The sequence below is a fragment of the Shewanella chilikensis genome, assembly GCF_002836945.1.
In the GTDB taxonomy this organism is placed as follows: domain Bacteria; phylum Pseudomonadota; class Gammaproteobacteria; order Enterobacterales; family Shewanellaceae; genus Shewanella; species Shewanella chilikensis.
Map to the genome: position 1 here is coordinate 1 of NZ_NIJM01000032.1, position 12,684 is coordinate 12,684.

Consider the following 12,684-nt stretch of genomic DNA (forward strand, 5'->3'; position numbering starts at 1 on the left):
CTGGGTTCAGGTTACAACACGATGATCTCACATCTCGGACTTATTCGCACCTTCCCTAATGGCGACAAACCTCATGAGACATTGCATTACCCATCAAAAGAGCAGAATAAACAATGAAATACTTAAAGTTTAGTACTGGTGATGTTTCACTGAACATTATAAAACACATTCTTTTGAACAATAGAGTGATTGGGTATGGTGTCCCAACATCACAGAACTTATCTTGTGCTTGGATATTTAACCTTTATTTTGAAGGTTTTGATAAAACTCTCAGTTTTTCATCAGATGTTGCGAGTTCTACAGGATGGAAAGAATATGGGTATTTAAGAATGGACTTGAAGCCAGTTGAAAGTAATAAAGAGTTAATTACATATGTGGCTATTGAGCCGATAGATATTTCATCGCTTGATATTCTAATAAATGAAGAAGATGACATAATTGCTGAATGCGGACTTATCTTAATTGAAGAAAATAAAAGATGGGTTGTGATATCAACTTCCCCAGCACCCGGAGCGGTTTCTGTTAAAGCGGACTTTAACACTGTAGGATATAAGCCGGAAATATTGTTGGAGCAGTGCAGCATAAAGAGAATTTGATTTTCATGAAAGAGTGAGGACAGCTATAACACTTCACCCGCAGATTGCACCAAATCACCCGGCATATGCGCATCAGTGACCGTCGCCAACATGGATGTTGGCGCCGAGCTTACAAGGATGTATTCACAGCGTGTCACTGAGGCGCATATGCATAAGGCCTGCGGCAGGCAATGAGTGGCACAATCAGCCGGAAGCCATTCCAAACCCAAACCAATCCCCCGCCCTCGGCAGAAAACGCTGAGATGGAAAAGGCCCGCGTTCGATGCACGGGCCTTTTTCCATTCCCGGAATAAACAAAAGCCCCGATACCTCTTGGCATCGGGGCTTTCTTTTTTAAGTTCTAAGCTTCTGAGCTTAAGACCGACATTGCATCTAGCGCAGGAAAAATCGTTTTAGAGCCAGGCATCTTGCCGCGACGTTTAGTGAACTAAACGAGTGGCAAGATAACGCCGCTATAGACGATTTTAACCAGCTAGAATTACATCATGCCGCCCATACCGCCCATACCACCCATACCGCCCATATCAGGCGCAGCCTCTTCCTTTGGCAGCTCGGCTACCATGGCTTCGGTGGTGATCATCAGACCGGCTACAGAGGCCGCGAACTGCAGCGCAGAGCGGGTAACCTTGGTTGGATCCAGGATACCCATTTCCAGCATGTCGCCGTAAGTGTCGTTACCGGCGTTGTAACCATAGTTACCGCTGCCGTTCTTAACGTTGTTGGCAACAACAGAGGCTTCTTCACCTGCGTTGGTGGCGATCTGACGCAGTGGGGCTTCCATGGCGCGCAGGGCGATAACCACACCGTGCTTCTGATCTTCGTTGCTCACGTCCAGCTCACCAATCTTGGAGGCAACGCGAACCAGGGCAACACCGCCCCCAGGAACCACACCTTCTTCAACGGCGGCGCGGGTAGCGTGCAGCGCATCTTCAACGCGGGCTTTCTTCTCTTTCATTTCCACTTCGGTAGCGGCACCGACTTTGATTACCGCAACACCGCCGGCCAGCTTGGCCATACGCTCTTGCAGTTTCTCTTTGTCGTAATCTGAAGTCGATTCTTCAACCTGCTGCTTGATCTGGGCAACACGGGCTTGAATTTGAGACTCTTCACCGCTGCCATCAATGATGGTGGTGTTGTCTTTGGTGATAACCACGCGCTTGGCGGTACCCAGGTCTTCCAGAGTGGCTTTTTCCAGCTCCAGGCCAATCTCTTCAGCGATAACAGTACCACCGGTCAGGATAGCGATATCCTGCAGCATGGCCTTACGACGGTCACCGAAACCAGGCGCCTTAACGGCAGCCACTTTAACGATACCGCGCATGTTGTTGACCACCAGAGTCGCCAAGGCTTCGCCTTCAACGTCTTCGGCAACGATCAGCAGTGGCTTGCCTGTCTTGGCCAGACCTTCGAGGATAGGCAGCAGCTCACGGATGTTGGAGATCTTCTTGTCAACCAGCAGGATGAATGGGTTGTCCAGTTCAACAGAGCCGGTTTCCGCCTTGTTGATGAAGTAAGGAGACAGGTAACCGCGGTCGAACTGCATACCTTCAACTACGTCCAGTTCGTTTTCCAGCGCCTGACCTTCTTCAACTGTGATCACGCCTTCTTTGCCCACTTTTTCCATCGCGGTAGCGATGATTTCACCGATAGACTCATCAGAGTTGGCAGAGATAGTACCTACCTGAGCGATAGACTTGGAGTCGGAGCAATCCTGAGACAGGGCTTTCAGCTCGGCAACGGCGGCGATTACAGCCTTGTCGATACCGCGCTTCAGATCCATTGGGTTCATACCGGCGGCAACGGCTTTCAGACCTTCGGTCACGATAGCCTGGGCCAGTACTGTGGCGGTAGTGGTACCGTCACCGGCTGCGTCGTTGGCCTTGGAAGCAACTTCCTTAACCATTTGCGCGCCCATGTTTTCAAACTTGTCTTCCAGTTCAATCTCTTTGGCGACTGAAACACCGTCTTTGGTGATCAGTGGTGCGCCGAAGCTCTTGTCCAGAACGACGTTACGGCCTTTAGGGCCCAGTGTGACTTTAACTGCGTTAGCCAGAACATTCACGCCCGCCAGCATTTTTACGCGAGCGTCATTGCCAAATTTTACTTCTTTAGCTGCCATGTTGATTATCCTTAAATTTTTCGATTACTTTGGAAGGTCTTTAATGGTTCGAGTGGTTTATTCCACTACGGCCATCAGGTCAGCTTCTGACAAGATCAGGACTTCTTCACCGTCGATCTTCTCTTTCTTGACACCGTAACCTTCGTTGAAGATCACTACGTCACCTACCTTCACGTCCAATGGCTTAATGTCACCGTTTTCCAGGATACGGCCATTGCCAACAGCCAGTACTTCACCACGGGTAGACTTTTCGGCTGCGCTGCCGGTCAGTACGATGCCACCGGCCGAAGTGCTTTCAACTTCCAGGCGTTTGACGATCACGCGGTCATGTAATGGACGAATATTCATCGATGGATTCTCCTAATGATTTTTGCCCAATATGAGGCGGTTCATGGTTGATGTAAAAGGCGGCCGTGCCAACGGGCTTTAGCCGCTTGATGTTGGCTTATATGGGGGCCGTATTTGGCACTTCCAAGGGGACAGCTCAAAATTTTTTGAAAATTTTTGAGCCTCGTTTTTTAAAGCCAGGGCAATCCTGTTAGAATCGCGCTTCCGCACGATTGACTTCATCCATTTCACAAGAGGCAGATACGGGCCATGAGAGACAGACACGGGCTGCTCAGTCAGCCGATAGGTCGTGTACTGCTTAATATGAGTGTTCCCAATATGTTAGGAATACTCACCGTGCTGGGCTTCAACCTGGTAGACACCTACTTCATCAGTAAGCTGGGCACAGAGGCGCTGGCGGCAATCAGCTTCACCTTCCCCGTGACCCTGGTGGTGTCGAGTATTGCCATCGGCATAGGCGCCGGAGTGTCCACCAATCTGGGGCGCCTGATTGGCGCCGGACACGCCCCCAAGGCCAAGGTGTTTCTGCACGACGCCCTGCTACTGACCTTTATTTTGACTGCCGGGCTATCCTTGCTGGGCAGTTTGTGTATCGAGCCGCTGTTTTCTCTGCTGGGCGCCAAAGACGACATACTGCCGCTGGTGCATGAGTATATGAATCTCTGGTATCTGGGGGCGCCGCTGTTGGTGCTGTTGATGGTGGGCAATCAGGGCCTGAGAGCCACCGGCGATACCCGTTCACCGGCGGCGATTTTGTCGCTGGCGGCGCTGATTAACCTGATCCTCGATCCGCTGCTGATCTTTGGTATCGGCCCTTTCCCCAGGCTGGAAATTCAAGGTGCCGCCGTGGCGACCCTGATCTCCTGGCTGATGGCGCTGTCGCTGTCCAGTTATCTGTTGGTGGTCAAACGCCATATGTTGGTGGCCGCGGGTTGGTGTTTCAGCCGCTTTGTCGATAACTGGAAACAGCTGGCCCATATCGCCCAACCGGCGGCGCTGATGAATATGATCAACCCCCTGGCCAATGCCGTGATGATGGCCATGCTGGCCAGGATAGATCACGCCGCCGTAGCCGCCTTCGGTGCCGGTACCCGGCTGGAATCTTTGCTGCTGATTGTGGTGATGGGGCTCTCTTCCAGCCTGGTGCCCTTTATCGCCCAGAATCTGGGCGCCGGTCAGAAAGAGCGTGCCCGTGAGGCATTGCTGCTGGCGCTGAAGTTTGTGCTCCTGTTCCAGACCCTGCTGTATATTCCGCTGGCGCTGCTGGCGCCGCAAATTGCCGCCCTGTTCAGTACCGACCCTCAGGTGCTGGAATGGCTCAGCTTCTATATTCTGGTGTTGCCCGCCGCTTACGGCCCTCTTGGCGTGGTGATCATAGTGGCCACCTCGCTCAACGCCTATCACAGACCCATGGCCTCACTGGTGCTGAACCTGTGTCGCCTGTTCCTGTTGATGCTGCCACTGGCGGCGCTGGGCGCCTTCCTCGGTGGGGTAAAAGGCCTGATGCTGGCGCTGCCGGTAACCAACATACTCATGGGCATTGCCAGCTATTATCTGGCCAGCAATATCAGCGAGCCGCAGAAAATCAAATCTCCCTGCCCCAACGAGGGATAAGCGCTTGGCGACGCCAGAGAGCTGAGAGTATGTACGGCTGTGGTTGCCGCCACAGTATCCGAAAACTGACGCCGCGGCCACTGTTACGGCGCCTGTTCAAAGAGCTGCAGTAGCCACTGATACAGTGATAAACCACTGATAAATAAGTGATAAATTTTTCCAGCCAGCGCTGCAAGTTATGAGGGGTGAATAAAAAAGACCTTCCGAGCGGAAGGTCTTTTTTATCAGTGTTTGTGCCGATCACCTGCGCTGCCGGGCCGACTATCATCTTGGTCTGTTTTATCTTCCGTATCCTGCTGCTGATGGCCTTCATTACGCTGAGGGCTATTTTCACCTCGTTGAGGGCTATTTTCACCTCGTTGAGGGCTCTCTTCTTCCAGCTGAGGGCTCTCTTCTTCCAGCTGATGGCTCTCAGGACGCTTATCGGAAGGGTCGGCCTTGCGCTCAAACTCGCCCTCGAATACATCACCGCCTTGACCTCTTTGATGAGGTGGCTCAAAGGGGTTCGGACCGGCTCTGAATTGAGCGCTGGCAACCACCTTGAGCTGCATCCGCTGATAGAAATAACGCGCCAGCGGTGCCCTAGTGATAGGGGTCAGTAGAATAAGACCGATAAGGTCGGTAACAAACCCCGGAATAAGCAGCAGAATACCGGCCATGGCCAGCATCATGCCCTCGACTATCTCTTGCCCCGGCGCTTCACCGACGGCCAATTTTTTCTGTACCGACATCAGGGTACTCAAGCCCTGGCTACGAACCAGAGAAACACCGACCACCGCGGTGAGGATCACCAATGCCACAGTGTTCCAGCTGCCCAGGACTTCGCCAACCCGGATAAGCACCGAGAGTTCGACGACAGGGATCAGCACAAAGATGATCAACATTATCAGAAATGGCATGTAGGCCTCATTTTTTGCAGTAGTTGAAAACTAAATGGGGATAACCCGGTCTGATTTCAAGTCCGCAGCCTGCAGCGGGTTTGGCGCTTAAGCTCACTGTTTCAGCAAAGCCTTAATGCAAGCCTGCGGCAAAACACGTAAAGTAGACGCTCGATTTTAATCCCCTTGGCTTAAGTCAGGTTTAATTTAACCCGCTCATTATGGACATAAAATCTCAACAAGCGCTGCTGGTTTTTTGCAGTTGCCCGGATACAGACAGTGCCAAAAGCCTGGCCGCAACCTTGGTGCGCGAGTCGCTGGTGGCCTGTGCTCAGGTGAGCCAGACTGTGGATTCCTTTTATGTCTGGCAGGGCGAACTCTGCCAGGAGGCTGAAGTCAGTCTGCAGCTCAAGTGTCTGGCTAGCGCCTACCCCAGGCTGGAGCAGAGAATACTCGAGCTGCATCCCTATGAAGTACCTGAAATTATTGCTGTGCCCATCAGTCATGGGCTGCCCGCCTATCTGGATTGGATAAAAGACAACACTAAGCTATGAAGAAAATACTTACCCTGCTGCTAGGCAGCCTGTTGCTTCTCAGCCCACTGGTTCAGGCCGATGGGATCTTTGGCAATAAGCAATTCGATTTTCTCAAGAGTGAACCTGAGCTGATGCCCGTGGATCAGGCCTTTGCCTTCGACTTCAGTCAGCAAGGCAATAAGGTCAAGCTCAGTTGGGTGATAGCCGACGGCTATTACATGTACCGCGACAAACTCAAGTTCAGCATAGATGGCGGTGAACTGGGCGAGATAGCCCTGCCCCAGGGCAAGGGCCACACGGATGAGTATTTCGGTGAGCAGCAGGTGTACTACTCCTTCATCGAAATTCCAGTTGCCATCAAAGAGGCAGGTGAAGCCGCCAAGTTATCCGTCACCTTTATGGGCTGCGCCGAGGGCAAGCTCTGCTTCCCGCCGACCACCAGAGACGCCCTGCTTAAACCTGTGGCGGCCAATGATGGCATACTGCCCGATACCGACAAGAGTGCCGATGCAAAAGCGCCGGCTCCCAAGGGCCAGGCGGTAACCCAACAGGATAACCTGCTGGATAAACTGCTCTCCGGCGACAGCACCCTACTCAACTACCTGACCTTCTTCGTGTTGGGGATAGGTCTGGCACTGACTCCTTGCGTGTTCCCCATGTATCCCATTCTATCGGGGATCATTGTCGGCCAGGGGCAGAAAGTCTCCACCGGCAAGGCCTTTACCCTGTCGATGGCTTATGTGCAGGGTATGGCTATTACCTATTCGCTGCTGGGGTTGGTGGTGGCTTCGGCCGGCCTCAAGTATCAGGCGGCGCTGCAACACCCGGCTGTGCTGATCACCATAGCCATACTGTTTGTAGTACTCAGTTTGTCTATGTTTGGTCTCTATGAGCTGCGCCTGCCCGCCAGTTGGCAGCAGAGGATGAACAGCCTCTCCAATAAACAAAAGGGTGGCAATCTGTTGGGCGTGTTCGTCATGGGTGTGCTTTCGGGCCTGGTGGCCTCGCCCTGTACCACGGCGCCTTTATCGGCAGTACTCGTGTACGTGGCGCAAACCGGCGATCTGCTGCAGGGCTTTTTAACCCTCTATATTCTCAGCATGGGGATGGGACTACCACTGCTGCTGATAGGCACCTCGGGCGGTAAGTTGCTGCCGCGCGCCGGCACCTGGATGAACATAATCAAGCATGTGTTCGGCTTCCTGCTGGTGGCCGTGTCCATCATAATGCTGGGCCGTATCTGGCCTGGATTGGTGTCGGATCTCATGTGGTCTGTGTGGGCCATCGTCTTTGTCGGCTACCTGATGCACCAGAACAAGCTGAGCCAGTTCAACTGGAAACAGACAGTGCGCAGCGTGCTCCTGACCCTGCTGTTGCTGTCGAGCTTCTCCTATGGCTTCCAGGCGGTTATGAGCGCCATGGGCTACCACTTCATGGGGCAGCAGCAAGCCGAGCATCATACCTTCAAACGGATCAAGTCGCTTGAAGACTTCAAGAGCGAACTGGCGGATGCCAAGGCCGCCGGCAAGCCGGTGATGTTGGATCTCTATGCCGATTGGTGTGTGGCCTGTAAGGAGTTTGAGCAGATCACCTTCAAGAATGCCGAGGTTAAACAGCGGATGGAACAGATGGTGCTGCTGCAGGCCGATGTGACCGCCATGGATGAAACCGATGTCGCCCTGCTGGAAGCCTACGATGTGCTGGGGCTGCCGACACTGCTGTTTATCGATGAGCAGGGCCAGCTGAAAAATGAGCTGAGAGTGACAGGTTTCATGGCCCCGAAAGAGTTTGCCGCCCACCTGGACATACTGCTCGAAAATTAGTGTTCAGGGACCTTGGCAAAGGATCTAGGCTCTTTACTAAGGAGCACTAGTCTGTAGGCCCACCCGAAGCAGATATGGGACTTGCAGACACCTTACTTAAGCACCAATACTTTTGGAAAAGCGAACTTATCAGCAGATAAGTTCGCTTTTTTATTTAAATTTAATGCTCTTCTTATAGAATACCCTTCAAATAGCCATCATTTTTCCCGAAAGAATAAAAATGGAACCAGCAATTCTTGTTATTACCTTGGCCTGCGGCATGCTGGTCAACCGCATCAATTTACCACCGCTTATCGGCTATCTGGCTGCCGGCTTTGTGCTCTATACCTTGGGAGTAGACAATGACAGCCTGCCAATGCTTAACGAACTGGCCAACTTAGGGGTTACCCTGCTGCTGTTTGCCATAGGCCTCAAGCTGGATATCCGTAGCCTGTTCAAGGCCGAAGTCTGGGCCGGCTCCAGCCTGCACCTGATGTTATCCATGGTGATCTTTGTCCCTATTCTCAAACTGCTGGGGCTGGTTGGCCTGGTGCAATTGACCAATCTTACGGTCGAACAGCTGACCCTGCTGGCCTTTGCCCTGAGCTTTTCCAGTACTGTGTTTGCGGTCAAGGTGTTGGAAGACAAGGGCGATATGCAATCCCTCTACGGCCGGGTCGCTATAGGTATTCTGATTATGCAGGATATCTTTGCGGTATTGTTCCTGACCATTTCCAAGGGCGAGTTTCCCTCGATATGGGCGCTGGCACTTCTGTTACTACCGTTAGCCAAACCCTTGATATACAGAGCCTTTGATAAGGTCGGCCACGGTGAACTCCTGGTACTCTTCGGCTTGGTGATGGCTTTGGTGGTCGGCGCCTGGCTGTTTGAGTCTGTGGGGCTAAAACCGGATCTTGGCGCGCTGATCATAGGCATACTGCTGGCAGGACACAAAAAGGCATCCGAACTGGCCAAGTCACTGTTCTACTTTAAAGAACTGTTTCTGGTGGCCTTCTTCCTCACCATAGGTCTCAACGGTCTGCCGAGCGTGACAGATATTATGCTGGCTGTATTGCTGGTGACGCTGATCCCGCTGAAAATCCTGTTGTTTGTCTATATCCTCACCCGCTTCAAGTTGCGCTCGCGCACCTCTATGCTGGGCTCATTCAACCTGGGTAACTTCAGTGAGTTTGGCCTGATTGTGGCTGCGGTGGCCACCAGCAAAGGCTGGCTACCCTCTCAGTGGCTGGTGATCATTGCCGTGGCACTGAGCTTCAGTTTTGTATTGGCGGCACCACTCAACGCCATGGTGGGCAACATCTACCAGAAGTACCAGCAGAAGCTGGTGAAGCTCGAAAAGCACCCGCTGCACCCGGAAGACAGGCAGATCCCCGTGGGCAATCCGCGCTTCCTTATTCTGGGGATGGGGCGCATAGGCTCAGGTGCCTATGATGAGCTTAAGGCCAGATTCGATGGCGAGATTCTGGGTATTGAACACAAACAGGAGTTGGTGGATTTCCACCGCGAGCAAGGGCGTAACGTAGTGCAAGGTGATGCCTCGGATACCGACTTCTGGGAAAAACTCGACCGAGCTCCAGGGCTTGAGCTGGTGCTGCTGGCGATGCCGTATCATGCGGGTAACATGTTTGCGGTTGAGCAACTCAAGAAACTGAATTACCAAGGCAAAATCAGCGCCATAGTGCAATATGGTGATGAAGGTGTGGCGCTGCGTGAATCCGGCGTACACAGTGTTTACAACCTCTATGAAGCCGCCGGTGCCGGTTTCGTCGAGCATGTGGTCTGTGAACTGCTGGCGGCCGAAACCGTCAAGGAAGCCGACGCCAAGAAAGCGGTTTCCTGATACTCGGCGCAAGCGACAAGCGCCACTTATCAGTACCGGCTTTCAGCCTCACCCTGTCCACTCACGGCGGGTGAGGCTTTTTCCTTTCATCTTTCCGAATACCCCCAATCCCCCCTGGAATGCAACCGGGATAAAAATCTCACTTACACCTCAGTGACAGAAATGATATAACAACAAAAAAGCAGTCATTTATGTTGCTGTTCGAGCGTTTTTTTGCGGAATCCATAAGAGCATGTCGAATCCTGCCCCCAGCGTTACAAAACTCTTTGTCAAAACCTTCGGCACCAAGCCCGATGCCCTGTATCAGGCCCCCGGACGGGTCAACCTTATCGGGGAACACACAGACTATAACGAAGGTCTGGTGCTGCCGGCGGCAATCAACTTTCACACAGTGATCGCGGTCAAGCGCCGTGACGACGACAAGTTCCGCGCCGTATCAGGTGCCTTTCCCGGCATTTTTGAATGGCACTATGGCGATGAAGGCAGCATGAACGAGGATGAGGGCTGGGTCAGCTACCTCAAGGGCTTTACCTCGGCCATGGCCCAAAGTGGTCTGCCGGCTCGTGGCCTGGACCTGGCAGTGATCGGCAATGTGCCCGCCAACGCCGGATTGGCCTCGTCGGCCTCGCTGGAAATCGCCTTCGGCACCGCCATCAATGACACCAGTCAACTGCACTTGTCGCCACTGGCCATAGCACAACTGGCACAGCGGGGTGAAAACCACTATGTCGGCCATAGCTGCGGCATTATGGATCAGATCACCTGTGCCATGGCCGAAGCCGGTGCAGCGCTGCTGATCGATTGCCTGGATCTGGACTGCGAAAGCGTGCCCTTCCCCGAGGATATCAGTCTGCTGATCATCAATTCCGGCCTACCCTCCATCGCTCACAACAAAGAGTTTGGCGAGCGCCGCTTGCATTGCGAACAGGTGGCCGGACATTTCGGATTGGATACCCTGCGCCACTTGTCGCTCAGGGCGCTGCAAAGCGCCGAGGATGAACTGGACCCGGTTGCCTTTCGCCGCGCCCGCCATGTGATCAGTGAAAACCAACGCACCCAGAGCGCCTGTCGCGCCCTGGAGCAGGGCGATATCGCCAGGCTCAGCAAACTGATGGCCGAATCGCACCGCTCGATGCGCGATGACTTTGAAATCAGCCATCCGGCAATTGATACCCTGGTGGAATTGATAACCGAAGTCGTCGGCGAACGCGGTGGAGTACGAATGACAGGCAAGGGCTTTGGCGGCTGCGTCATCGCCCTGGTGGAACATGAGTTGACCGACAAGGTGATCGCCGCCGTCGAACAGCAATATCCGGCCAAAACCGAGCTGGAGGTCAGTGTGTACCTGTGCAGCCCCAGCGACGGAGCCAGCCGCCTGGACTGAGTTGTAGCCCTAAAGCCAAAAGGAAGTAGCAGATGATACGTTTCAGCGCGCTCGACAATTGGGAAGATCCCCGCGGCGGACAGATAGAAAGACTCAGAATCGATAACGGCATTCTGGCACTGGAAGTGCTCAGTCTCGGTGGCATTATTCGCTCACTGTGGGCACCGGATCGCCACGGTGAACGAACCAATATCGTGCTTGGCTGTGACTCTGCGGCCGATTATCTGGCTCAGGACGCCTGTTTGGGCGCCGCTGTAGGGCGTTACGCCAATCGCATCAAGCAAGGTCAAATCAACTACCGCGGCAAGACTTTTTCTCTGGATAAGAACTTCAACGGCCACTGTCTGCACGGCGGCCGCGAAGGCTTTCATCGGCGCCAGTGGCAACTGGGCACATTGCCGGACGGGGTGCGCCTTAGCCTGATAAGCCCGGATGGCGACATGGGCTTTCCCGGAGAATGCCGGGTACAACTGGACTATCGCCTGGCGGGCAACAACCTGTTTGTGGAGTTTATGGCCTCAAGCAGCCAAGACTGCCCGGTGAGCCTGACCCAGCATAGCTATTTCAACCTCGATGGCCGGGCAGATATCAGTGAGCACCAGTTGCAACTCGATAGCAACAAAGCCCTGGCAACCGACTCTGAAGGCATTCCCAGCGGTATAATCGATACCCAAGGCGGCATATTGGATCTCAGTCAGGGCAAGGCACTCAAGATGCTGCTTGGACAGCCGGAACTGGCCGGCGGCCAAGGGCTGGATCACTGCTTTATCAGCCGGCAACAGAAAGATGAGCTCTGGCGTGTGGGCCGTTTGAGCGCGCCGCTATCCGGTCGCGGCCTGACACTGTATACCAATCAACCCGGAGTGCAGCTTTACACAGGCGCCGGGCTCGAAGGCGTCAAGGGTCGTAAGGGCCAGGCGATGAAGGCCTGGCAAGGGGTCTGTCTCGAGCCACAAATGCTGCCGGACGGCGCCAATCAGCCACAGCTGCACGGCGATCCCTGGATAACGCCCGGACAAATCTATCATCATTTGAGCCGCTACGAGTTCGACACCCAGGCATGACCAAACTCTATTTCAACGCCGAGGATCTCGGCCAGATCAGCATAGGCGCCTTTGCCTTGTCCGTGCCCATCTCCTTTTCCGAGGAAGCCTGGATGCTGGCGGCCAATCTGCCGGTGCTGAATCTGGTACTGGTGGTGGTATTAAGCCTGAGCTTTATCGCCCTGTTTGCCTATCAGAGTGTGTTTCAGGCCAATATCAAGGCCAGGGTGTGGGGATTTTGGCTGCGGATCCTGCTGGCTTATGCCCTGACCTTGCTGGTGGTGAGTGTCGTCTTACTGGCCCTGGATAAATGGCCATTATTGAGCGATCCCTTACTGGCGCTGAAGCGCACCCTGCTGATCGCCATGCCTGCCTCTATGGGCGCCATCATAGTCGATAGCTTCGATAAAGAATAATCGGCTATCCAATAGCTAATGTCAGTATTCGACTGTCCGGTATACCCGGGCCACCGCTTCAGTAAACTGAAGACGGACGGCCGGGCA

The 12,684-nt window shown here is 53.7% G+C and carries 10 protein-coding genes and 1 pseudogene; 8 read left to right on the plus strand and 3 right to left on the minus strand.

What is annotated here, in order from left to right; all coding sequences use genetic code 11:
- Positions 1-113: 113 nt before the first annotated feature.
- Positions 114-596 carry a hypothetical protein gene (locus CX651_RS12875; protein ID WP_071477206.1) on the plus strand — a complete coding sequence of 161 codons (483 nt, stop codon included), beginning with the start codon at positions 114-116 and terminating at the stop codon, positions 594-596.
- Between the two features lie 478 nt (positions 597-1,074).
- Here CX651_RS12875 and groL read toward each other — a convergent pair whose 3' ends face one another.
- Positions 1,075-2,715 carry a chaperonin GroEL gene (gene groL, locus CX651_RS12880; protein ID WP_039033505.1) on the minus strand — a complete coding sequence of 547 codons (1,641 nt, stop codon included), beginning with the start codon at positions 2,713-2,715 and terminating at the stop codon, positions 1,075-1,077.
- A 57-nt stretch (positions 2,716-2,772) separates the two neighbouring features.
- Entirely contained in the window at positions 2,773-3,063 is a 291-nt protein-coding gene (locus CX651_RS12885) for a co-chaperone GroES (protein ID WP_025010152.1), read from the minus strand.
- Positions 3,064-3,312: 249 nt separating this feature from the next.
- Between CX651_RS12885 and CX651_RS12890 the strand changes: the two genes are divergently transcribed.
- Entirely contained in the window at positions 3,313-4,677 is a 1,365-nt protein-coding gene (locus tag CX651_RS12890) for an MATE family efflux transporter (protein ID WP_101056379.1), read from the plus strand.
- A 341-nt stretch (positions 4,678-5,018) separates the two neighbouring features.
- Here CX651_RS12890 and CX651_RS12895 read toward each other — a convergent pair.
- Positions 5,019-5,576: pseudogene (locus CX651_RS12895) on the minus strand (FxsA family protein); the annotation flags it as partial.
- A gap of 200 nt (positions 5,577-5,776) precedes the next feature.
- Here CX651_RS12895 and cutA point away from each other — a divergent pair.
- From cutA to CX651_RS12925, 6 genes are all read left to right on the plus strand, one after another.
- Positions 5,777-6,109 (plus strand): divalent-cation tolerance protein CutA, encoded by a 333-nt coding sequence (cutA, locus tag CX651_RS12900; RefSeq protein WP_096141068.1) that lies wholly within the window; start codon positions 5,777-5,779, stop codon positions 6,107-6,109.
- Positions 6,106-7,914 (plus strand): protein-disulfide reductase DsbD, encoded by a 1,809-nt coding sequence (locus CX651_RS12905; RefSeq protein WP_101056381.1) that lies wholly within the window; start codon positions 6,106-6,108, stop codon positions 7,912-7,914. Before cutA ends, CX651_RS12905 begins: the two co-directional genes overlap by 4 nt.
- Positions 7,915-8,134: 220 nt before the next feature.
- A complete protein-coding gene (locus CX651_RS12910; protein WP_101056382.1) occupies positions 8,135-9,754 on the plus strand; it encodes a cation:proton antiporter family protein in 1,620 nt (539 codons plus the stop codon).
- 232 nt (positions 9,755-9,986) lie between these two features.
- A complete protein-coding gene (gene galK / locus CX651_RS12915) occupies positions 9,987-11,138 on the plus strand; it encodes a galactokinase (RefSeq protein WP_101056383.1) in 1,152 nt (383 codons plus the stop codon).
- A 32-nt stretch (positions 11,139-11,170) separates the two neighbouring features.
- Entirely contained in the window at positions 11,171-12,202 is a 1,032-nt protein-coding gene (locus CX651_RS12920; protein WP_101056384.1) for an aldose epimerase family protein, read from the plus strand.
- Positions 12,139-12,597, plus strand: a complete 459-nt coding sequence (locus CX651_RS12925) for a DUF2391 family protein (protein ID WP_373296803.1) — start codon at positions 12,139-12,141, stop codon at positions 12,595-12,597. Before CX651_RS12920 ends, CX651_RS12925 begins: the two co-directional genes overlap by 64 nt.
- Positions 12,598-12,684 lie beyond the last annotated feature (87 nt).

Bases quoted from the DNA above. Each gene is read 5' to 3' on its own strand.
- CX651_RS12910 (WP_101056382.1), top strand. From the start codon at position 8,135: ATGGAACCAGCAATTCTTGTTATTACCTTGGCCTGCGGCATGCTGGTC.
- galK (WP_101056383.1), top strand. From the start codon at position 9,987: ATGTCGAATCCTGCCCCCAGCGTTACAAAACTCTTTGTCAAAACCTTC.
- groL (WP_039033505.1), bottom strand. From the start codon at position 2,715: ATGGCAGCTAAAGAAGTAAAATTTGGCAATGACGCTCGCGTAAAAATG.
- cutA (WP_096141068.1), top strand. From the start codon at position 5,777: ATGGACATAAAATCTCAACAAGCGCTGCTGGTTTTTTGCAGTTGCCCG.
- CX651_RS12905 (WP_101056381.1), top strand. From the start codon at position 6,106: ATGAAGAAAATACTTACCCTGCTGCTAGGCAGCCTGTTGCTTCTCAGC.
- CX651_RS12875 (WP_071477206.1), top strand. From the start codon at position 114: ATGAAATACTTAAAGTTTAGTACTGGTGATGTTTCACTGAACATTATA.
- CX651_RS12885 (WP_025010152.1), bottom strand. From the start codon at position 3,063: ATGAATATTCGTCCATTACATGACCGCGTGATCGTCAAACGCCTGGAA.
- CX651_RS12920 (WP_101056384.1), top strand. From the start codon at position 11,171: ATGATACGTTTCAGCGCGCTCGACAATTGGGAAGATCCCCGCGGCGGA.
- CX651_RS12890 (WP_101056379.1), top strand. From the start codon at position 3,313: ATGAGAGACAGACACGGGCTGCTCAGTCAGCCGATAGGTCGTGTACTG.